Annotated in this window: 20 protein-coding genes; 3 read left to right on the plus strand and 17 right to left on the minus strand. The window is 38.7% G+C overall.

All coding sequences use genetic code 11. The features are described from left to right. Positions 1-8: 8 nt before the first annotated feature. The 17 genes from BLR36_RS08230 to BLR36_RS08315 form a co-directional block, all read right to left on the minus strand. Positions 9-482, minus strand: coding sequence for a DUF600 domain-containing protein (locus tag BLR36_RS08230; RefSeq protein WP_093061273.1), 474 nt, complete (start codon positions 480-482; stop codon positions 9-11). Positions 483-493: 11 nt separating this feature from the next. Then, on the minus strand, positions 494-2,347 hold the full coding sequence (locus BLR36_RS08235; RefSeq protein WP_175454015.1) for a T7SS effector LXG polymorphic toxin: 1,854 nt from the start codon (positions 2,345-2,347) through the stop codon (positions 494-496). 402 nt (positions 2,348-2,749) lie between these two features. Continuing rightward, positions 2,750-3,703, minus strand: coding sequence for a nuclease-related domain-containing protein (locus BLR36_RS08240; protein ID WP_175454016.1), 954 nt, complete (start codon positions 3,701-3,703; stop codon positions 2,750-2,752). A gap of 817 nt (positions 3,704-4,520) precedes the next feature. Next, entirely contained in the window at positions 4,521-5,645 is a 1,125-nt protein-coding gene (locus tag BLR36_RS08250; protein WP_093061277.1) for an acetylornithine transaminase, read from the minus strand. Next, positions 5,642-6,421: an acetylglutamate kinase gene (gene argB, locus BLR36_RS08255; RefSeq protein ID WP_093061278.1), complete on the minus strand. Its 780-nt coding sequence runs from the start codon at positions 6,419-6,421 to the stop codon at positions 5,642-5,644. The genes BLR36_RS08250 and argB overlap by 4 nt, the downstream gene beginning before the upstream one ends. Beyond that, positions 6,384-7,610, minus strand: coding sequence for a bifunctional ornithine acetyltransferase/N-acetylglutamate synthase (argJ, locus tag BLR36_RS08260; protein ID WP_093061279.1), 1,227 nt, complete (start codon positions 7,608-7,610; stop codon positions 6,384-6,386). The genes argB and argJ overlap by 38 nt, the downstream gene beginning before the upstream one ends. A gap of 18 nt (positions 7,611-7,628) precedes the next feature. Beyond that, positions 7,629-8,663 carry an N-acetyl-gamma-glutamyl-phosphate reductase gene (gene argC / locus BLR36_RS08265; protein ID WP_175454017.1) on the minus strand — a complete coding sequence of 345 codons (1,035 nt, stop codon included), beginning with the start codon at positions 8,661-8,663 and terminating at the stop codon, positions 7,629-7,631. Positions 8,664-8,784: 121 nt separating this feature from the next. After that, positions 8,785-9,660 carry an anti-sigma factor domain-containing protein gene (locus BLR36_RS18785; protein ID WP_093061280.1) on the minus strand — a complete coding sequence of 292 codons (876 nt, stop codon included), beginning with the start codon at positions 9,658-9,660 and terminating at the stop codon, positions 8,785-8,787. Beyond that, entirely contained in the window at positions 9,657-10,406 is a 750-nt protein-coding gene (sigI, locus tag BLR36_RS08275; RefSeq protein ID WP_093061281.1) for an RNA polymerase sigma-I factor, read from the minus strand. Before sigI ends, BLR36_RS18785 begins: the two co-directional genes overlap by 4 nt. 170 nt (positions 10,407-10,576) lie before the next feature. Then, complete coding sequence (locus tag BLR36_RS18790) at positions 10,577-11,314, minus strand: hypothetical protein (RefSeq protein ID WP_175454018.1); 738 nt, start codon at positions 11,312-11,314, stop codon at positions 10,577-10,579. A gap of 302 nt (positions 11,315-11,616) precedes the next feature. Beyond that, the gene (locus BLR36_RS08285; protein ID WP_093061282.1) at positions 11,617-12,537 is read right to left on the minus strand and encodes a DMT family transporter; all 921 of its coding nucleotides are present in this window, start codon (positions 12,535-12,537) and stop codon (positions 11,617-11,619) included. 15 nt (positions 12,538-12,552) lie between these two features. Further along, positions 12,553-14,001, minus strand: coding sequence for a sodium/pantothenate symporter (panF, locus tag BLR36_RS08290; RefSeq protein ID WP_093061283.1), 1,449 nt, complete (start codon positions 13,999-14,001; stop codon positions 12,553-12,555). Next, positions 13,998-14,258, minus strand: a complete 261-nt coding sequence (locus BLR36_RS08295; RefSeq protein ID WP_093061284.1) for a YhdT family protein — start codon at positions 14,256-14,258, stop codon at positions 13,998-14,000. The genes panF and BLR36_RS08295 overlap by 4 nt, the downstream gene beginning before the upstream one ends. 271 nt (positions 14,259-14,529) lie before the next feature. After that, entirely contained in the window at positions 14,530-15,789 is a 1,260-nt protein-coding gene (locus BLR36_RS08300) for an efflux RND transporter periplasmic adaptor subunit (protein ID WP_093061285.1), read from the minus strand. After that, positions 15,782-16,465, minus strand: coding sequence for a hypothetical protein (locus BLR36_RS08305; protein WP_093061286.1), 684 nt, complete (start codon positions 16,463-16,465; stop codon positions 15,782-15,784). Before BLR36_RS08305 ends, BLR36_RS08300 begins: the two co-directional genes overlap by 8 nt. Before the next feature lie 631 nt (positions 16,466-17,096). Continuing rightward, positions 17,097-17,558, minus strand: coding sequence for a transcriptional regulator (locus BLR36_RS08310; RefSeq protein WP_093061287.1), 462 nt, complete (start codon positions 17,556-17,558; stop codon positions 17,097-17,099). A gap of 309 nt (positions 17,559-17,867) precedes the next feature. After that, positions 17,868-18,233, minus strand: a complete 366-nt coding sequence (locus BLR36_RS08315; protein ID WP_139185077.1) for a hypothetical protein — start codon at positions 18,231-18,233, stop codon at positions 17,868-17,870. A 166-nt stretch (positions 18,234-18,399) separates the two neighbouring features. Between BLR36_RS08315 and BLR36_RS08320 the strand changes: the two genes are divergently transcribed. The 3 genes from BLR36_RS08320 (at position 18,400) to BLR36_RS08330 (ending at position 23,226) form a co-directional block, all read left to right on the plus strand. Beyond that, positions 18,400-18,798, plus strand: a complete 399-nt coding sequence (locus tag BLR36_RS08320; protein WP_175454019.1) for a helix-turn-helix domain-containing protein — start codon at positions 18,400-18,402, stop codon at positions 18,796-18,798. A 139-nt stretch (positions 18,799-18,937) separates the two neighbouring features. Beyond that, on the plus strand, positions 18,938-20,518 hold the full coding sequence (locus BLR36_RS08325) for a hypothetical protein (protein WP_093061290.1): 1,581 nt from the start codon (positions 18,938-18,940) through the stop codon (positions 20,516-20,518). Then, the gene (locus BLR36_RS08330; protein WP_093061291.1) at positions 20,515-23,226 is read left to right on the plus strand and encodes a DEAD/DEAH box helicase; all 2,712 of its coding nucleotides are present in this window, start codon (positions 20,515-20,517) and stop codon (positions 23,224-23,226) included. Before BLR36_RS08325 ends, BLR36_RS08330 begins: the two co-directional genes overlap by 4 nt. The last annotated feature ends 15 nt before the right edge of the window (positions 23,227-23,241 follow it).

The raw sequence follows: 23,241 nt of genomic DNA on the forward strand, positions 1-23,241 counted from the left end.
CCACTTCATTATTTTGCATTTTTTACTTCTTCAAACCAAAAATCGAAAATATCATCTGGTAAAAGCTCTTCGTCATTTGAATATACTAACTCATATCTATATTTTCCTTTTAAACTATTCTGCTTCACATTATAATGTAACTTTATCTCTGTAGGCATTTCTTTTCCATATTCTTTACATTTTTCATGAATCTTTTCTAAATTTTCAAGTCCAATATCTAAAACAGCTTCTTGCCTTTGTTCAGAGGTATCATAAATCAATGCTTTCTTACCTATAGTGCTGTTGCTATTTACTGCATCATTTAAGTTATGCTTAAAAACATATTGATTATTTATTTTAAAAAATACGTCAAAAACATACATTTCTGGTTCATAGGAACAGTAAATGTAAATATCCTCTGCTTCATTTTCAACGTATTCTAAACAAATAGCTACCATATCTGCTTGTAATTCAGAAAAATAATCTTCAAATACTTTACTCAAGTATATCACCCCTAATTTTTTAATCTTACTTTCTTAATAACATCATCTATATTATATTTTATTTCAAAGCTTGTCGGCCTTAATCCAGTTTCCTCATAATTGACTTTAACATTAACGGAAACCTTCTTCCCTTCTTTTATGGCTGCAGCCCATTGATTTTCTAATTTCTTGTATTTGCTCAAATTCACATTACTTGATTGAGATACAAGATTATCTAAATCTGGAGAGCCCCCAAATCTATCACCAGCTAAATGTCCAGCATGGTCACCCGTTTCTTTTCCTGGCGTGTTTGATTTATGTGGTAATCTACTATCTCTTTCTGTTAATTTTAAATCATCTGCATTGAACTCTTTGAGTCTTCCCATATTGTCTGTCTCATATAAATACTCATATTCTCCTGCTTTATAAGTAACATTCGGTTTTAAAACTCCATCCGTACCCATATGACTTCCGTCTCTAATAGCACCATCTGGAATCTTATCTGTTTTATTACCCGTACCCTTAGCCCCAAAATTAACATCTCCACTTTTGATACTCGTTGGGATTTCCGTTTTGGCAGGTGGCAAAATATATTTAAGTGCATTTGGCATAACCAAATGAGAATCAGTGTTAGATAAGATATCTAGTTGGTTGTGGGTTTTGCCTAATGGACTGTTGACGACATCTTGATAACTTGGCGAATAGAGGGACTCTACTTTTTCTGTACTTAGGACATTTCTTGAAGAGTATAAATCGCTTCCTTTATTTATGAATTTCCCACCAGTACTTGCCCATCCAGCAAAGGGAATCATCGCCGAAAAAGAAAGTGTCGCATTTAAAGTGTCTCCTCTTGCTGTATAGATCAGACCATTTGCCCCATCTGCCAATTCACCAACACCAGGTATAAGCCCTGCAATATCTAGTACAAACTGAAAAGAATCTAGTAACTTGTTTTCTTTCGGTTTCTCTACAATGACGGCTTCTTCCTTATATTCAACTTTGGAAACAACTTCATAGAAAACGGTTTGATTGAACACATACTCTTTGATGAGTAACCCATTGTCATACTGATGATATTTGATATTTTCCGTTACGTTTTCTTCAATAGTTGTAACTTTCTTTGATTCCAACGTTTGAAAAGTAGCTGCAGTGATCATTGTGCCGATCAGTTGTTTTTGTTCCTGTAACCATACATCATTCGGATCTAAATACACTTTTGGAAATAGTGCTGTTTTAATATCACTTCTGAGCGTCAGGACATCCCACTGGCTAGTGGAGAAATTTATATCTTTGACCCCCGCTTGAAACAAGCCTTCCATACCTGTCAGCCACGTGTCCATTGTATCCAAAGCTTGTTCCATTTGGTTCAGTGCGTACGTCTGGGTAGCATCAAATTCATAAAGTTGCATTAAAGTGTCATCACGTTTTCGCTTAGAAGTAATGACTCCCTCCTGCACTCCACTATCGTCTAAATGAGGCAGCGCAACAATATCACTCACTTGGTCCATAATACTGTTTGCCTCTTCGGTCAAGCTAGCAGTTATTTCGCTAATTAGCGTAAGTCCCTGTTCAAGCTCTCCATCAAGGAAAATCTCGAGTATGTAACCAGCTGAATCGGGTTCCAGTGAATGAAGTGCTGCCTCCATCTGGTTAAGGACTTGTTTGAATTGATCGGAAAACAGCTGGAAAAAGTGAAGAAACGGTAAATGACATTCCTGGTAAAAGGAACGGATGGCATTACCCCCCGCCCCCTTTAATTGATCCTCCATCTGAACAAGACCTTCCACTGCATGCTGGATTGCTTTCATTTCACTGCTTAGCCTGTCTATCATAATTATATTGCGTTGCAGACCTTCTTGAAATAAATCTACATCTAATATTTTCATAGTTCTTGCCTCAACGGGCATCTACGATTAACCAATTCTTCATAATCTTTAGTATACAATATTACCCCATAGGTGAACATGCTTCTCCCCCTCTAGTAAACTTCCAATAGTTATAATATTCCATTCGATTGTAGGAAGGTAAAGGGAGAAGTTAAAATATCCCTAAAAATAAACATTAGGAATTAATTTGTAAGGAATATTTCGTGACTCTTTCACTACTATCTATAAGAAATAGTGGTTATATAGATAGAGTTCCTGTTTTGAGGTTACTCTCGGAGAGATTGGGGTCACTCTCGTTCAGAGGTGATTTACTTTCGACATCTCGGTGGTTACTCTCATTCGACGGTGGTTTACTCTATCGGAATGAGGTTTTATTAGATATGAAAAGCATAATAGAGAAGCTTAGTGTGTAAAGTGCATTTTATATATGGCATCTTTGTATTTGCCAGTTTTGATAAGGTTTGGGCTTTTAAGCATTCTGGTTGCTTCGTGTATATTGTTTAGCTTTAGAAAGTGTCTACATTCTTTATTGGAAATAGAGTTCTTATAAACAAGGAAGTACTCTTTTATTGTTTGGTGATGGGCGTTGTTGCTTATATTTTTGCAGCGAGTGCATATCCAGTGGCGGGTGACTTTTTTCATTCCTACAAAGTTACAAGATGTACATTCTACCCCTGTAATAATGTCATCAGTATTAATTGAATAGCGTTGTGTAAGGGGGAATGGTTTGTAAATGATTGTTTTATTTAGAATAAAGTTTTTGAGGTTGTTTAGGGCTTCTATGGATAGTGGAGGATTTTGTGTTTCTAGGTTTCTTAGATAGAATCTGATCTCATTGCGAAATAGCATGGTTGTTTTGCTTGGAGGTGTTTTGATGTAGCTGCTAGTAAAGGGAAACACAACTGCACCGTATATGGGTATAGAAAATCCAGCTTCTTTAAAAATTCCATTTAGCTGGTATATATACTCTTGTAGTTGAATCTCGGGACTGTCAAAAGACTGTCGTTCTCCCGTAGCTAATGTTCTGCTGAGCTGAAAAGGATGGGACTTAAATTCGATTTCTCCTTGGATGTTTTTAACCTCCAGTATAACTGCATAGTATTGTGAAATTATAAGTATATCCATTTGAATTAGGGATTCACCGTATAGGGAAATGTTGTGGAAGGCATAGAATTTGTATGGAAGATTGACCTTTTGAATAAAGTTCATCACGGCTTCTTCCCCAATGTTTCCTGCGATATTGCGATGCAGTTCTTCTCGCAGAGAGATATATTTGGGATGGTTTTTGTGCAGGCGCTTGTTCAACGAAATAAGAGCTTCCATATAGAGAGTTTGTGTGTATGGTTTTACGATCATTTTATCACCTCCATGATAGCTTAGCATAGTTGGTTACTGTGGAAATAGGGCTACTCTTGAAATTGCATTTTGGAGGGCTTTTGGGGGTAAGAATTGCATTTTGGTTATGAATACGAAGTGAGAATTGAATTGTTTCAGATTTTAGACAATATTATTCGGATATTTCGTTGGTTTGTTAGTATTATTTTGATGCTTTGTTTGGGTGCGGATGGTTTGGCTTCGTTTACTCTCGAACGAGGGGATTTACTCTCGGACGCGAAGTGGGTACTCTTGCTCGGTCATCGGTTACTCTTGTTCGGAGGTGGTTTACTCTCGGAACAGGATTTATTGGATTATTTGATGCACTTTGGCTTTTCGCATAGGCGAAAAGCTTCCTTTTTTGGTTTACTCTCGGAGTGGTGGGGGTTACTAGCGGACGAGGTGGATTTACTCTCGGACGCGAGGTGGGTACTCTCGCTCGTTCATCAGTTACTATCGGTTGGAGGCGCTTTACTCTCGGAACGGGATTTACTGGAAAATTTAATGCACTTTGGCTTTTCGCACAGGCGAAAAGCTTCCTTTTTGGGTTTTACTCTCGGAGTGACTAGGGTTACTCGCGGACGAGGTGGATTTACTCGCGGACGCAGGGTGGGTACTCTCGCTCGGCCACCGGTTACTCTCGGTCCGAGGAGGTTTACTCTCTGAACGGGATTATTAGGAAGCCGTTACTATGGATATATCAATAAAGGACCCACCGATAACGGTGGGTCCTTGGTTTGTGAATAGCGGTTCGCTGAGCGCTTTAATTCAAGGGTGATACTAAATGCAAAAGTGGTTATTAAGCCAAAATAGTTTTTAAGATGTCGACGGCTTGGTCGATTTCTTCGGTTGTTACGGTTAGTGGTGGCAATAGGCGGATGACGTTTGGTCCTGCTGAAACTAATAGAAGACCAGCTTCGTCGGCGGCTGTTATGTATGCTGCGACCTCTTCTTTGCAGACGATGCCGAGTAGTAAGCCAGAGCCAACAACTTTATGAGTTGGTAAAACTTCTTTTAATTTTTCAATAAAGTAAGCCGATTTTTTATTCACATCTGCTATAAATTCAGGTGCAAATACGTTATCCAATACAGTCTGTGCGACAGCGACTGCTAGAGGATTTCCTCCGAAGGTCGTGCCGTGTGTGCCTGGACCTAATGAATCGTGTAGAGCTGCAGTTCCAAGCATCGCCCCAATTGGGAAGCCTCCACCTAGACCTTTTGCTAAGGTGATGATGTCAGGTTTCAATACGGTTTGCTCGTATGCGTAGCGGGTACCGGTGCGACTAATGCCTGTTTGAACTTCGTCTACGATAAGTAAAATTTCTTTGGCATCGCAAATGTCCGAGATGGCCTGAGCAAATTCCGGTGTTACTTGGTTGACGCCGCCTTCTCCTTGGATTACTTCGAGCATGATTGCTCCGACTTCATCGTCGATAACTGCTTCGAGGGCAGCGACGTCGTTGAATGGGACGGTTTTGAAAGTCTCGAGCAATGGTCCAAAGCCGTTTCGTATTTTGTCTTGACCAGTAGCAGACATCGCGCCGAATGTGCGACCGTGAAATGATTTTTCAAAGGTGATGATCGTGTGCTTTCCGGTATGCTTGCGTGCTAGCTTGATAGCTGCTTCGTTTGCCTCTGCTCCACTGTTACAGAAAAAAGCATGAGAGAAGTGTGTATCGTTTACAAGAGTTTCAGCAAGTTTTTCTTGTTCTGGATTTTCGAATAGATTCGAGATATGCCAAAGTTTTTCACTTTGTGCTTGAATTGCCTGAACTATCGCAGGATGCGTATGACCCAGACTGAGCACGGCTATACCGCTTGTAAAATCAAGATAGTCTTTTCCCTTGTCATCTGTGACGATGGTACCCTTCCCTTTGACAAGGTGAATAGGTCTGCGAGTATAGTTTTGGAATAAAGAACTCATGCGTACACCTCCTGCTGCAAAATGGTTGTGCCGGAAAGCTGATCACCGACGATTTCGACTGATGGAATGCCCGCCGAAAGGCAGTCAAGAGCGGCTGTTACTTTTGGAATCATTCCTCCGTAAATATCACCAGACGTGATCCACTCTGTAATTTTTTCAGAAGTAGCGATATCTTGTACTTCTCCATCTATTTTTACACCTGGCGTGTCGGTAACGAGTTGCAGACTATCTGCTTTAATTGCTAATGCGACTTCGCTAGCTACTGTGTCAGCATTGATGTTCAGTGGATTTCCATCTGCAGTACAACCAATGCTAGATATGACAGGAGTAATACATTTCTTCAGTAATGTTTCAATAAGTGACGTATTCACCTGTTGGATCTCTCCGACAAAACCGTAAGTTGCTTCATCTAATATTGTGCACTGTAACAGCTGACTATCGTATCCACTAAGACCGATTGCCTGGATTCCGTTTTTATTCAGCTGATGAACTAGTGCTGGATTTACTTGACCGATTAGTGTGGACTGAACGATCCCGATTGCTTCGGCGGATGTTACTCGTATCCCATTAATGGCAGTGGTCAATATTCCGTTTGTAGCAAGGGCTTTATTGATCGCTGGACCTCCACCGTGAACGATGACGATTTCAAGTCCCTCTGATTGCAGTTTTTTGAAATTGGTGAAAAAGTTTTCATTTAACCCCTCGAGCATGCTACCGCCAAGCTTAATGACGATACGTTTAGGAGCGGTAAGTTGCGTTGATTTGGACGTAGTCATATGTCAAATCGCACCCCCATGCAGTTCCTTGACCATTACCTTGATGAATGTCGACGAAGATTTTGACTTCAGGCTGCTTCAAATAAACAATTAAATCATCTTCGGAGAAAGGAACAGGCTCGCCGTTTTCTACTACTTTTGTTGTACCAAGAAGAATCGTAATGGCGTTTGGATCGATCGTTGCCCCACTATAGCCTACTGCAGCAATGATTCTTCCCCAGTTCGCATCGTTTCCGAATATAGCGGTTTTCACGAGTGGTGAACCAACTACGGTTTTGGCAATTTTACGAGCTTCTGAATCCGTGATGGCACCTTTTACTTCCACTTCGATTAACTTTGTTGCGCCTTCTCCGTCTTTAGCAATCATCTTCGCTAAATCCTGTGACACAGTGTGCAAGGTTTGCACGAAATTTTCCCAATCTGGGTGGTCTGGAGTTAATGAATTATTTTGTGCCATTCCATTTGCCATCACGATGACCATATCATTTGTCGATGTGTCCCCGTCCACAGTAATTGCATTAAAAGTGACGTCAGTGATTGCTTTTAGCGCATCCTGGAGATGGTTGGATTCGATATTTGCATCAGTTGTAATAAACCCAAGCATCGTCGCCATATTTGGTTCAATCATGCCAGAACCTTTTGCAGTTCCTGCGATGATTACCTCTTTACCGTCAATGATTGTGGAATAAGTTGTGTTTTTCGTAACTGTATCTGTGGTCATGATCGCTAATGAAAAGTCGATGGCACCTTCCAGTTCATCTACTGGCTCTAACGTTTGGATCCCTGTTGTTACGGGCTCCATTTTCATAAGCTCCCCGATTACTCCAGTGGATGCAACGCCTATTAAAGATGGATCTACTCCTAGTTTTTCCGCTGTTAGTTTTTGCATTGTGTATGCGTCTGCCATTCCTTGTTTTCCAGTGCAAGCATTAGCATTCCCAGCGTTGACGATGATTGCTTGCATTTTTCCTGTTTCATATACCACATCTTTTGTGATGAGTAATGGTGCCGCTTTAATGGCATTTGTTGTGAAAACTCCCGCTACACTTGCAGGTACATCACTAACAAGTAAAGCGAGATCTTTTTTCTTATGCTTTAAGCCGCAATGGATTCCAGTTGCCTGGAAGCCCTTTGGTGATGCGATATTTTTATAAGAGATGCTTTTCATCGTAATCGTTTTTGTCGTCATCGGTTATTCCTCCTTTTTCTAAATGAATAGTGGGACTTGCTGAAGACCAGTAGTTTGGTCGAGATTGAATTGTACATTCATATTTTGAATTGCTTGACCAGCTGCTCCTTTTACGAGGTTATCGATGACCGAAACGATTGTTGCACGGTTCGTGCGTGGGTCGACTTTTACGTGTATATCGCAGAAATTAGAACCGTATACTTGATTGGTACCGAATTTGTTCGTATCGTCAATGATTCGGATGAATGGATCGTATGCATATGTTTCTTTCAATGCATTTGTCAATTGTTGTTCAGTTACGTTTTGTGTAAGAGCGGCATAGCTTGTCGCTAGAATTCCTCTCGTCATTGGAACGAGATGTGTCGTAAAAGTGATTGGCGTTGACTCTCCCGCAAACATTTTAATCGCTTGTTCAATTTCGGGTATATGCTGGTGTTGATGAATTTTATAAATAGCCGTGTTTTCGTTTGTTTCGCTGAAGTGCGTCATTTGAGATGGTTTGTTACCTGCTCCTGACACACCACTTTTTGCATCTATGATTATATTTGACCCGTCTATTAAGTTATCTTTTAAGAGTGGCAATAAAGATAGCAATACCGCAGTCGGATAACATCCTGGGTTAGCGATTAGATCCGCTTGCTTTATCGCAGCTTCGTTCCACTCTGTTAAACCATATACGCTTTTTTCAATTGCGTCTGATGGGGCGGGTGTTTTTTTATACCACTGCTTATAATCGAGTGGGTTTTTCAAACGGAAGTCACCCGACAAATCTATAAGTTTTGGACCAGTTCCTATTAAAGTGGGTAATATCCCAGTTGATACCCCTGAGGGAGTACTCGTAAAAATGACGTCATATTCTGTTAGTCTATTATGTTCGATTGCTAGAAGCGCTTGATCGTAAATATTCATTAAATGTGTATATTTATTCGAAAATTGCATTCCTTCTTCAGAAGAAGTGAATAAATCAACACGCTCGGCTTCCGGATGATTATGCAATAATCTTATTAATTCAAGACCACCGTAACCCGTTGCTCCTATAATTCCTATTTTCATATCTATCACTCCAACCGTAAGATAATGATTAGTATAATACTGCATAATTATAAAGTCAAATGTATTTTTAATATTTTTACATATAAAAAGTCCCCCTTTACTGTGTGCAAAGGGGGGGAGATTAGTGATTAAGGTTTGTACTGTTGCCATTGCCATTGTTTTTATTAGGATTATTTCCGTTGTTCGATTTTTCTTCGTTTTTTTTCTTCTCTTGACCTGGATTGTTATTAGAATTATTGGATGGATTATTTGCTTTCGGTTGCTGTTCTGTTTTGACTTTTGGTTCGTTATCTTTTGCTGGTATTTCTTTTTTGGCTTTTGGTTCATTTTTACTTTCTTTATGTTCAGATGGTTTTTGCGTATTTAATTGCTCTTTATTTTGCTTAGGTACCTTTTCCTCTTTTTTAATTTGCCCAGGCGGTTTAGTTTCAGACTTTGGATTTTTCGGTTTTGGCTCCACTGAATTCTTTTCGGAAGAAGGGTTTGTTTTTTGAACTTGTTGGACCGCTTTTTCAATTTGTTTAGTTAGCTTTGGTTTATCTTCTTTTTCATAAACGGTAGTGACAGCTAGCTCCTTTTCGTCAGTGCTTACTTGCTCGATTGCTTTAGCTAGCACGAGGTCCATTGACTGACCTTCCCAATCTTCTATTACTTCAGAAGTTGAATGAATAGAAATAACTTTTCCATCCTCATCTATCCCTATTTCAATCTTCGAGTCACCTTCTACATTGATGTAGGCATAGGCTGGGGTTGTTTGGGGAAACCATGATGCGACTAAAATTATGAGAAGCATTGCAGCTATTAAGGCTGGAGCTATGAAAAATGGTTTCATACGTTTGGGAGCTGTTGCAAGAGTGAATAAACGAAATTCTGCTTCATCGCCTATTTGAACTGCCGCATTAAGTGGAATTCCACGAAGAAATTCGCCATCTTCTGTAAGAAACACAGAGTAGGCAGCCTTCTTTTCGCAAACAATGCCCTTATATTTGCGCATCATATGATTTCTCCTTTCACATAGTCTTTTATATAAACAAAGTCACCGTTTAACAGAAGGACGACGGCGATTATGTATTTCCTTTGCCGTTCCAATGTTTTTCTAGATACTTCCACCAGCGCTTCGATTTCTTTCAAAGGTAGTTTTTTGTTTTCTATTAATAGTTCATACAGTTCTTCTGAATGTGCAATAATCTGTGCCGTTTGAAAGGCTGTTTTTCGAGCGTCTTTATGCTTCGGTGCTGCTTTTGTGAGCTCGTCAAAAGATAGGTTGAAGCTCGATAATAATTTGCTATATTTTATTAGTTCTTCTCGTCTTGTTTCATTAACTTTTTCTTCCAAATATGTAGTTACTGCCTGCTCTTTTACTAAAAAAAGTTCGTCCTCAGACTCATTTTCACCTCTATCAAAGAGAAGCTCCTTTTTGTGTCGAACTGTTTCTTTTCTAATAAAGTCAATAATGCGCCTTTTAATAATTAAGTGGGCAAAGGTTTGAAAGGAAGTATTTTCGGTTGCGTTGTAAGCATGAATTGCTTCATAACATCCATTTAAGGCGATGCTGTATTCTTCATCCTGTTCATCAATAGGACGTTTACAGATGAAACTGGCTGTTTTTTTCAAAAATTGGGTATGGGCAAGAAGGAGGTCATTTAAGACCTCCTTATCACCTGCTTGCGCTTTTTTTATAAGCTCTTGCGTATTTTGTTTTGGTTTCGTTTTGAAAAGACCTTGCATCATTGACAAGAGCATACATACCCTCCGTTCCCATGTTCCCTTAGCCTATAATTATACGTTAGCTGAGCGAAGAATGAAAAGCGGTGCTATTTTTGTTTTGTTATTTTCCTAAGTTACTAGACGAAATTAAAAGTATCTACACGATTTATTTCATCTTGATAAAATAGTATTTTATTTGAATGGAATTATTTTTGATCTTTGTTCTTTTTGTTTTGTTGTTTTTCCGCTTTGTGTTCTTCTTTTAAAGCTTTCTTTTCAGCTTTGTGTTCTTCTTGTAGTGCTTTACGTTCTTCTTTTTGTTCTTGTTGTAGAGCTTTTCTTTCTTCTTTTTCAGCTTGTTTAGTTTCTTTTACCGGTTGTTTAACTACAGGTTTTTCTTTTACTGGTGCTTCTACAGGTGTCTCTGCAACTGGTTCTTCAGCTTTCGGCTGTTCCGTCACTGGCTCTTCTGCTTTAGGTTCTTCTGTTTTTGGCTCTTCAGTTTTTGGTTCTTCAGCTTGTTTAGCTTCAAATTTTGCAATTGCGCGTTCTGCATTGCGTTTGATCGCTGCTTTAGCTGTTTCATTTCCAGCATTTTCAAATGCTTTGGAAAGTGCTGCTAAGTTTCCAGCAGTGTATCCTTCAGGAATTTCAATGTCCCATACTACTTTTTCCTCTGTTGTAGGAGGTGTTGTAGTTTCTGGTGTTTCAGTTTCTGGTGTTTCAGTTTCCGGTGTTTCAGTTTCAGGCGTTTCAGTTTCAGGCGTTTCAGTTTCTGGTGTAGTATCCGGTGCTTCAACAGTTTCAGTTTCTTGTTGATTAAGTACTTTGCCCAAATCTACCGTATCAAACAAATTTTCGTTTGCCCAAGCATAACTTGCTCCAGTTACCGTCATTGTTGCTACTAATAGAGCTGCTCCAGTTTTCTTAAATTTCATCTGCATTGTCTAATCACCTCTTGTTATATTTGTCCTTTTTGTTCGGACACTTAGTTATTCGAAAGGCTTGTCTTTTTTGTGGGGGTCGGATGAAAAATTCTTTTTATTAGCGGAAGAATGATGGTTACTTTCGGTTGCGAGGAGGTTACTCGCTCTGGGACAGTTCTTACTCTCGGAGCGGTGGATCTTACTCTCGGAGTGGCAAAGTTTACTCTCGTAACGACGGATTTTACTTTCGCAGCCGCAACTTTTACTCTCAGAGCGGATTTTCACCCTTCTTCACCCAATAAAAAAAGAACGCATTTGAGTTATGCGTTCGATTTTCGACGTATTTGCTGGCGTTTTTTCCATAGATCTTCTGCTGCTCCTGAGCCTAGCATGACTCCTGCGATGATGAGGATTAGCCCTAGTAGATGGTTGAGGCGCAGCACTTCTCCTAGGAATAGAGCCGAAATGATTAATGAAAATACTGGATTTAGGTTCATGAATATTGCTGCTTTCGTTGGACCCGCTTGTCCTACAGCATAATTGTACATAAGGTGACCAACTGCGGTACAGACGATTGCAGAAGCTAAAAATATTATCCAAAAGTTTGGAGTTGTCGACGAAAATTGTTTGATGGCACCTGGCTCTTGAATGAGACTGATGACGATCAGAATTACTGCACCGATTATTAGCATGTAGGCAGTGAGTAAACGTGGATCCAATGTTTTGGCCGCTTTACTCACGACCATAAAGCTTAATACCTGTACAAGAATCGATAGGAATACATAGAAATCCCCTAGATTTGCTCCCATTGTTTCACTGCCTACTAGGATGGAAACCGCAATCCCAGCTAGACCAAGTACTACTCCTAGCCACTGCACTTTCGAAGGAAAGTATCTCAATATGATTGCTGCGAAAATGGCCGTCAGCATTGGTCCAGTTCCTAGTATTAATCCCCCATGAGTTGCACTTGTGATGGACAATCCCATGTTTAGAAAGTAGTGATGGATCACTACATTGGTCAGCGTTCCGAGCAAAATGTACTTCCATTCACTGGGTGTTGGTTTACGCAGTAGCTTCATTTTCCATAAAATTAGTACTACTACTAAGCCGGCGACAAGTATTCGAAATGCAGTAAGTGTTACGGGTGCGACTTCCTCGACCATATATTTGAGTAGTGATACGTTAGCTCCCCAAGCGAACATGACAAATACGAGCATTGCGTATATTTTCCATTGATTCATCTGAGGATCTCCTTATTAAAATATATATTTTGTTTTATTTATTAATAAACTGAATGACACGTAGGCAATTAACGATAGGATAACCGGGATTACCACCGTATGTATGTCAAACAGATTACCGTATGCCTCGTTGTAAAAATGAAGTGCGATATAGGAAACAATTCCTGTGATCATGGAAGCTATCGCCCCGTATTTGTTGCCATACGACCAGTACAAGCCTAGTACGACTGGCCATATGAAGGCTGCTTCAAGTCCACCAAAAGCAAATAAATTTAAGAAGATTAATAGTTCTGGTGGGTTCAAAGCTAATAAAAATACGATCGTTCCTAAAAGCGTTGTTACTCCAAAACTCAAGTTTTTTATTTTCTTCTCCGTGGCATTTGGGTTTATATAGTTAATATAAACATCTTTAACAATGGAAGAACTCACTAAAATAAGTAGAGAATCCACTGTAGACATAATTGCAGCAAGTGGCGCAGCAAGTACGATCCCTGCCAGCCATGCAGGTAAAATCTTCAGTGCAACAAGTGGAATCACTGTATCTGCAACTTCAATTCCTGGAATTACCGGTCTAGCAAATATGCCGATGAGATGCATATTCAGCATAATAAACCCTGTGACAAGCGTTCCAATTACTAGTGCACGATGCATGGAGCGTGTGTTTTTGTAAGACATTGCACGCACTGCCATTTGTGGAAGCCCGACAACTCCTACTCCTACAAGTATCCAAAAAGATGATACATATGCGGCAGAAAGATTACCTTCATTGCCATATGGAGTTATCAGTCTTGGATTTTCGTTCAAAAGGTCCTGCATAATATTTGGCACACCACCACCGGCGATGATAACTGCGATTAGTAACACGAGCGTACCAATTACCATGACACCACCTTGTACAGCATCCGTCACCGCCACTGCTCTGAAGCCTCCAATGACTACGTATACAAGAACCGATACAGCGAAAATAAATAATGCTGTCGTATATTGCATGCCAGTGAGTGACTCGATTAAACGACCACCACCAACCCACTGCGCTGTCATTGCGGAAAACAAAAAGATAATAATACTAGCTGCTGCAAGTAATACAACTACTTTACTATTGCCGTAACGGACTTTTAAAAAGTCTATTAGCGTGATTGCGTTATATTTTCGAGCTAGAATCGCAAATTTTTTCCCAAGAACAAGCAGAACAAAATAGCCCGTCACTACTTGGGTCATCGCAAGCAATACCCAACCAAAGCCCATCGTGTATGCAGTTCCGGGGCCTCCTAGAAAACTCGAGGCACTACCATACGTAGCAACCATCGTCATGGCTAACACAAATCCGCCAAGCTCACGTCCACCTAAAAAGTACTCTTGTAAAAAGCCCCCTGTCGAGGATTCTAATTTCTTACTAGACCAAAAACCAATGAAAAATATAATGGCAAGAAAAAGAATCATCGGGATGATTACTTGAATATTCACTGCTCATCCCCCTCTTCCTCTAACGAAACATCTTTTAAGACGTATTTTGCAAGAATAATAACGGTAATTGCCACAAGGACAAAACCAATAATGCAGCTATAAAAAAACCAATCTGGAAACCCGAAAATATAGGAATACTCCTCTACCGGCTTTGAGCCTAGCCCATATGCAAATCCAAACCACCATATAAAGTGCACAATCGCAAGCACTACACCAATCAATGCCTCCCTATGTGCAACCTTAAATCTAGGATCCATCTAATCCACCCCTACCGTTCTTAATGTTTCACTTTAGTATAACGAAGTTGAATGCAGTTGTTAATAGTTGGCTGTAAAAAGGTTTAGAAGTGGAGCTTATGTGATGAATAGTTAGAGGTGGGTTTGATCTTTCATATAAGAGATTAATTTACTCTCGTTTAGGTGACGTTACTCTCGCACTGGTACAATTTACTCTCGGAAGAGTTTTTTCTCCGTCCTTCCTGCATAAAACAACCCGGAAAGATGGTGGCTTTCCGGGTTGTTTTCCATACTATTTATACGTTAAGTATTTTACGTAGTCTTTCCAGTGGACAGATTTGATGCTATTCCAAGTTGGAAGGTCTAGCGGGAATGGCAGGAATGCTTCTGCGCCCTCTGTTTTTAGATCTGCGTTGAGGACGATGTTACCAGTGCTTAGTCCTTCTGAAAGAATCGCATGCTGCTTCAAATCGAAAGGTACGGTAACAGGTGTACGAGCAATTCTGCCGTCACTTGTGAGTGTGTATACCTCTGCTGTATTTGCGGAACGGTTTAGTAGCCATTTCGAATTTATTTGTACAGCGTTTTCTGCTTGGTTTGTAATGATCACTGAGTTTATATTTGCCGCAAAAGGCAAAGCTTCTAGTTGTTCAGCTAATTGAATCCGTATTTCATAGACAGGTTCGTCAACTTCATGTTCAAATTGTTCAAATGCTGTTAGCCATTTAGATGCATTTGCAGGCACTTGAGTTTTGGTAGAAATGCTTCCTTCTACTACTCCTTCACGGTGGGTTGAGTAATTTTTCACGATTTGTCCTTCTGCGATATCATGCCATTCAGATTCCTTAGCGTAAGTAATGACTGCTTTTTCGTCTGCAAATAAGTGTATGAAGTACTTTCCGTTTCGTTCTTCGATAGAAGAAACTGTACCGTTTATAGGGCTCAAAAAGGAAAGTTCTCCTGAATTTTGTGCAAGCTGCGCATCGACTATTTGAAGTTTACGATCTACCTCCGCTAGTTTTTGCTTTGCTTCCGCTATGCCTTGAGCAAAATTCCCATCTTGAGATACATTGACATCGACTTGAACATTTACATCCACAATCTCATCAGTCGTTCCGCCAGTTGCCTGGCCATTGCTTGATGAACTCGAATCTGCTCCATAACGTTCGGATTCAAGATCGCTAATAATGTCTTCTAACTCTGACTGCTCCTGCATATAAGCTTGTTGCTCTGTTTCCCATAATAATCGCTGATCCTCTGCAGAATCCGTTTTGAGTGTTGCAAGGTCCACACCTTCATTCACATAATCTCCCTCTGAGACTACGATATCATTAACAGCTTCTACATCCATCGTAACGGTCGTCTCATTTGCAGGAACTACGATAGACTCTTTTTCCAGTTCTTCGGCATATGTATTTTCAGACACACGTTCATATTCACTTAGGTAAAATGTTCGGCTAATTTGACTTTTATCCGAATAGATGAGGATTGCATTCGCTCCGATAAAAGTAGCGACAACTATGGATATCCCAATAGTTAACCATTTATTCATTTGGTGTGCCCCCTTCGACCCATGATTGAATTGGGAGTACTTCAAAGCCTGCTGTGATCAAGGCTAATATTAGTTGAATTGCTAGTAATATGAGAAATAGATTACGAGCCGACATCGTTGTAAAAGCTCGTAGAAAATGTAACTGAATGGCAATTATTAATCCGGTAATTAGAGATAATTCATTAAAGAAATAATTTACATATGAATGCTCGATAAATGTTGCTGCTAGTGGACCAAATGAAAGAACTGAATAATCCGTTGCGTAGCCAACTACTGCATATAAGAAAAAGTTAAATGCTTTTTCTATTAATAAAAGAGCTACGACAAATAATTGTAGTATCGCTACTTTAGATAATTCTACAGCAGTAATTTTATGTAAGATAAACGCAATGACAAAGAAATGAAAACCCATATATAATATGGACCAAATAATTGTTCCTATTAAAGAGACGATTCTAGCAATCGTAAAAGTATCTTCGAAGCCGTTTACAAAAATATAGGTTAGTTCTTCCGTATGTAATCCCCAAATATCTCTCAGGGCGTATAGTAGGACTCCAAATATTGCCACGAACCAGACGCGACTTTGAAAGTCTCGCATCGTGGCATCATTCTTTAACGATGCGATGAGATCATTTCTATTGAAAAGATATTTCCAAAATCGAAATTCAAAAAACATTCAAGTGTTCCCCCTCTTATGGTTGAACAGTTACTTCCACAAAATAGTGGTGCTGTTGGTGTTACAACGAACTGTTTCGATGATTTTAGTTCCATTGATACTTGGACTATAAACCCCTTCAACTCATTTCCCTCTTTTTAATATCTATAAACCTATCATAACTGAAATTTAAAGGAACTGCAGAGATTTCTATACATTTTATCATTAAAATAAAACAATTGTCAGAAATAGCGGTTGACTTATTTGATGAGTGGTTGAATTGCCTGACAACCTATCAACTTAAAAGCATATTCCTTTTATGATTATATCAAAGCAGTTGCAACTTGGTTCATCCTTAAATTACTTTAATGATTAATTTCTGTCGATTTAGGAGACTCTATATGTAACGTTTCAGATTAATAAACGACAAATTGGATAATCGAGTTATTTCCCGGGAAATTGACAGGAAAGGAGTTTATGTAAATGAAAATCGACAAGCTTGGGTTTAATTGGAGGGATATTTTGTTTGGAGTAATCGGATCAAGCGGATTTGTGTTATTCCTGTACTTTTTTACATCCAATTAACTAGTTAAGCACATAAAAACACCTATCGAAATATTCTACTCGGTAGGTGTTTTTTTATTTGATATAATTATTCAATGTTAATGCCTCCGTCAAATTCTTTATATTGAAGTAGGGTATTGAATAAGGACTCATCCTTTGTTATCAATGCAAAGTCGATCATGCGTTCCAGGTTTTGTTGTTCAAGTAATTTGATGACTTCATCCGTCCCTTCAATAGAGACTCCTTGCTTATCCACTTGGTTTGCTTCTTCTAAAATTGATTGTAAATGTACGTGAATATCTGACACAAGCAATAATTGATAGAGCGGCAGTCGAATAAACCTATTCCCTTTTTGAAAAACAAATACTTCCGATAAATTTTCTACCTGTAATGTCATCGCATTTAAAATAATTTCTTTTCCCTCTACTGGTATAAAATGAAATAACTCATCATCTTTCCTTATAGAAAAATACTGATAGGCGAATACCATCTTAATACTTTCACCCTCATATTTTGTATAGAATGGTTTCATTAACTGTACAAGTATCATATTCTCCCTCCTTTCTTTTAATGGAATTTTCTGATTACTGTTAGTTTATCATATTTTCAATATTTCGTGTAGTTAATGTTATCCAGCATTGCTAAAAAAACAAATGCGTAAGCTAATATGTTTGAGAAGTCAGTCAAGTTCGTAACATCGTGTCGCAACGACTGACTATATAACATCATATAGGCTAACAACAACGTTCTTATTCGACGATCTTGCGTTGGAGTCTGGACTTATCCAAACAAAAGATTTAATAATTTTCTAAAAAACAAAAAAAGCGAATGCGAGGTGCATCTGCTCTAAAATAAAACCTTATTTTCTAATGGTGCTTGGTCTATTTCTACCTTTTGCCATCGTTAGGTATCCGAATGATTGAGGATTGTATTCAACGATAAACGTTTCAAATACCTTTTCCAAGATTTTCGTTTGGTTAAGCTCCACTTCATGCTCCAAATAAAATGATATCAGATTATCTTTATAATTTAGTTTTAAATCATAGATAGTGAAATCCTCAGCAACAATTTGATTGATATGAGTCTGCTCTTTTTCACGATTTCCACTAAAATACACAATAGACTTTCTCTTCACACCCACAACCTTTATTTCATCCGCATTCTCTGCATGATTATTGTGAAATTCAGATGGTATATATAAATGTATTCTTTTAATAGTTATCACTTCCTTTTTTGTTGTATTTATTCCTATATTTCACATTCCTGTTAGGTGATGTATATTCCTTATACTATATTTATTCATCTTCTTTTCAAATATCGCCAATTTAGCGATTTTTGTTCATTAATCTCCTAATTTCGCTATTGTTGCATTGTATATGGGAGGGATGAATATGGCAATTGGGGACCATTTGCGTGAGTATCGGGAAAAATTAGACATTACACAAATAGAAGCTGCTAAACTTTTAGGTATTGATCATTCCGCTTTATCAAAATATGAAAAAGGTGACCTTGGAATTTCCATAGAGCTACTTTTGAAAATAAAAGAAAAATATAAGATTCCAGATGACCAATTTTTATTCATGCTTCAGGATAAGCGCTATAAAAGTGAAGATTCAATAATAGAGGCAAGGGAAAGCAAAGCAAGATACATAGAAACATTTCAGGATGAATACGTGAACGAGGTTATTCATTTGAAAGAATATCGAGATTTTACGATGGATATCGTTAATTTTGCAGAGACTGACAAAGAACGAAGAAAATATATAATAAATCGTTTGAAAAAAGATTAAAGCCTGTACTTATATTGATAAGTAAGGCTTTTTCTGTTGTTACTAAGCCTTTTAGTCAATTTGTTTTAGGTTCGGCTTTTAATAAGCAGTTTTTATAAGTATAATGGAAGGAAAGCCTTTTTTCTTAGGAGAGATCCGTTTGAACCTTACTTCTTATCAAAAACTCGCAACCCATTACAATAAACAGATTCACCAATCAATGGATACGATTGCTAAAAAGCTACATCCTGCTTTACTTGAGGACGAGGAGCTTGTTCGTCGTGCCACTTTTTTTGTGCGTAACGGTGCAGTTTCTATTACAAATTATTACCCTCAGGAACATCGAGTCGATTTTACGATTCGTGATGTGACGAATATTGAAGTGAACTATCACATAACAAAAGATAATTTCCACTGCCCTTGTCCAATTCATAAGCCTTGTAGACATATTGTGGCAGCTGTTTTTTATTTGTACCAACAAAACGAATCCTTGTCTTCGTGGATTTCTGAATGGCGCTCACAGGCTGATCAGATTCAGCTAACTTTGTTAAAAGATGAACGTAGTCCGAGAAGCTGGGATATTTTAGTCGAAAACTTTTTCCGTAAATTTATCGCTAATTACCCACCTACCAGTTTTTATTTACTTGAATTTGCTATTCACGATTTAAAATCGCAAATTCGAAAGTCTCGTCCTTTTGAACGAGAGTGGCAGCCTATTTTTGATGTGTATGTGGAGCTTTCTATACTTATCAAGTCTTGGCCATATATTGAACCGCTAGCCCAGTCAAATATGCAAAATCGTGTGCTTCATTTTTTAAATGATTACCTCGATGAGCTAAATGACCATTTAAACCAGTTATCCTCGAAACCGCGTATGTTTGCAGCTGATCCATTTTATGATGAAATAATGGGGCGCATTCACCATTTTTACTTTGATATGGAAAATCTAGTATATTATCGAAAGCAAGTGTATCTGTCCTTTTGGGATGCACTCGTAACAGATAAAAACAAAAGATTGCAGGAAGTTAAATTTTTGGAGACATTAGATACTGTAGAAGACGAAGTACCATTAAACATGGTGCTGCCATACTTTTACCTGACATTGTCAATGACCGATGAATTACTGTCAGCCGCAGAACAAATGGAAGGAAACCATTTACTTGCATGGATCGAAGTGTGTGAAAAGGCGCTTCAAACTGGCAAAAAAGAATTAGGTTCAAACTTGGCTAGAAAGCTACTTCCTCATGTTTCTTATTACTTAAATGAAGTAGTACAAAATCCGTCTCGCGTTATACTTATCCGAAGATTAGAGCTTTTGTTTGATTCTGTTCAATTGCACCCTACGGAGTTAGAAAATGTATATCAATCCTTTGGAATGTATGGCTTACAGTCATATTCGAACCTACTGATTAAGGAAAAGCGCTACTATGATTGGATGGCTCTCCATCAATCCGCTAACTCCTCCCTGGAGTATGCGGAGGCATGTGGCCTTTCAGTTGTAAAGGAAGAAGCACCAGAGATTTTGCTTCCACTTTATCATCACTATGCAATGCGCTTCATCCAAGAGAAAAATCGCTATAGCTATAAGCAGGCTGTTCGGATTTGGAAAAAAATGAAACAAGTTGCTAAAAAATCAAACGACACTGATTACTGGAATGCTTACGTAGAAAATGTTCGCGAAAAGTATCGCCGTCTTCGTGCACTGCAACAAGAAATAGAGAAAGGAAACCTACCATTATGACTCAGCCTTTATCTATTAAAAAAGAATTTTCCTTAAATATACATCCATTAGAAAACGGGCATTTTCGCTTAGTTTCGATAAATATACCTGCTGAAAAGTGGGTACCTTCCTTGTATTTAAATCATCGAGAAAGCTTTTTTGGTCTCAATGCTCAAATAGAAGATAACGCATTAATTGCCACTCCTGTTGAATTAGTTGAACTTTTTTCTAGAAAAATGAATCCCTTCATCCTGTTTAACGGTGTCAATGAAGACTCTAATAAATGGTTAGATACATTTAAAGAGACAGCTAAAGTTTGGTCAACTCCCGACTTATGGAATTTGATAAACGTAGAAGGAAATGAACTTAAAATTACCGCTCCAATCGAGGTAAGTGGGCAAATACTCCTAGTGAATGCTGTTAAACAAAAGCTATTCCAAGCAGGTTTATCAATGGAAGACATAGAACCGCTTATCCCATTTTTCCAACAAGGTGGCTGGCCAATTAAGTCCCAGGCAGCTCATCCAAGCTTATTGGTTGCACTAAGATTGTCAGAACCAGAGGCAATGGAGGATACATGGCAGCTTGAAACAGTGGTACGTGGGAAGAAAAGCAGTGTTTATTGGACACCTGCATACCGCAAGAAATCGTTGCCCATCAATCAAGCATTACCTGATAAGTGGGTTGAATTTAGTGATTTTATAAAAGAAACGCAGTCGAAAATGTTTTCACTTATATCTTCCATCGATCAAACAAATAATGAAGCATTCTATTCTTCCACATTAACTGATGAAGAAGTTCGGATGTTTCTTCGTGATGATTTAGTCAAACTACAGGCACTCGGCTTTGAGATTGTACTACCAGCATGGCTAAAGGCAGTAAAAGACACAAAAATGCGTGTTAAAACAATCGCGAAGACTGCCAATTCATATAAAACTGCTGCCGGTCTAAATGAAATATTGCAATTTAACTGGAGTTTTTCCTTGAACGGCCAAGAAATTTCAGCCGATGAGTTTCAACAGATGGTAAATGAAAATCGTTCCTTTATACAGGCTGGTAATGAATGGTTCCGAATCGATTCAGCTTGGATGCATGAAGTTCGTGAGCTTATAAGAAAATCAGAGGATGAGAATTGGACTGTGAAAGAGTTGCTGTTCCGTGAAATTCCTGAAGAGCTTGCACTAGCACTAGACGACGAAGAGGAAGTCGATGCGGATCCATTGTTTGAATTTGAGATGCAAAAATCATTGCAAACTCTTATGACACAGTTGTCTGAGAAAAAAGGGTTCCCTTCTGTGGAAGTTTCACCTAATTTATTGACGACTTTACGCCCTTATCAGCAACAAGGACTGGAATGGCTTGTCTTTATGCGTAATGAAAAATTTGGTGCCTGTCTCGCAGATGATATGGGTCTCGGAAAAACTGTTCAATTAATATCATACTTACTGCACGTACATGAAAATACGGAGCAACCAACACCTTCGCTCATTATTTGCCCTACTTCCGTGTTAGGAAACTGGCAAAAAGAAATTGCGAAGTTTGCTCCTTCTCTAAAAGTGCAGACACATTATGGATCATCTCGTACAAAAGAAATTGATATGACAAGTGATGTCGTTCTCACTACATTTGGAACTGCCATGCAGGATATTGATTCGCTTTCTGAAATTATGTGGACCAGCATTACTTTAGATGAGGCACAAAACATAAAAAATATGCATACAAAACAATCACGTGCTATACGTAAGTTAACCGGTGGTCATCATATTGCACTTACTGGTACTCCTGTAGAAAATAGATTATCGGAGCTATGGTCTATTTTTGACTTTATCCATAAAGGTTATTTAGGTTCGTTCCGTAAATTCCAAGAAAACTATATAGCACTTATCGAACGAGATAATTCTGAAGCAACTAAACATAAATTACGAGTGAAAATTCAACCTTTCCTATTAAGAAGAACGAAACAGGATCCAGAACTTCAGCTTAACTTGCCAGAAAAGCTGGAGCAACGTGAGTACTGTGCACTTACTACAGAGCAGGCAGCTTTGTATGAGTCACTAATACAAGAGACCGTTAGTAAGCTCGATACACTTACAGGGTTTGAGAAAAAAGGTCTCATTCTCAAAATGTTAAGCAAGCTTAAACAGCTTTGTAATCACCCTGCACTCTATTTAAAGGAGCCTTTTGATGATGCGGGCGATATGCTAGAGCGTTCAGAGAAGCTCGCTCAAATTGTTTCGCTTGCTGGGGAAATTGCAGCTCGCGGTGAGCAATGTCTCATCTTTACTCAATATATTGGGATGGGTCATTTACTACAGCATTGTTTAACAGAGCTTTATGAAATTGATGCGCCATTTTTAACTGGAAGTATGCCTAAAAATCAGCGCGATCATTTGGTGGAAGCATTTCAAGCAAAAGAATTTCCTGTATTCCTATTGTCGCTAAAAGCTGGGGGAACTGGATTAAACTTAACGGCAGCTAGCCATGTGCTTCACGCCGATCGTTGGTGGAATCCTGCTGTTGAAAACCAAGCAACTGACCGTGCCTATCGTATCGGACAGACTAACTTTGTTCATGTCCATAAGTTCATCACAATTGGAACGATTGAAGAAAAAATTGATAAGCTCCTAGTTGAAAAACAGTCGCTATCTGAGGAATTAATCCATTCAAGTCAGTGGATCACAGAAATGTCGGATAGTGACATAAAAGAGTTGCTTACACTGTCTATTTAATAGTGTTTTTTAAAA

Origin of the sequence: Psychrobacillus sp. OK028 (assembly GCF_900103605.1) — a bacterium.
Classification (GTDB): domain Bacteria; phylum Bacillota; class Bacilli; order Bacillales_A; family Planococcaceae; genus Psychrobacillus.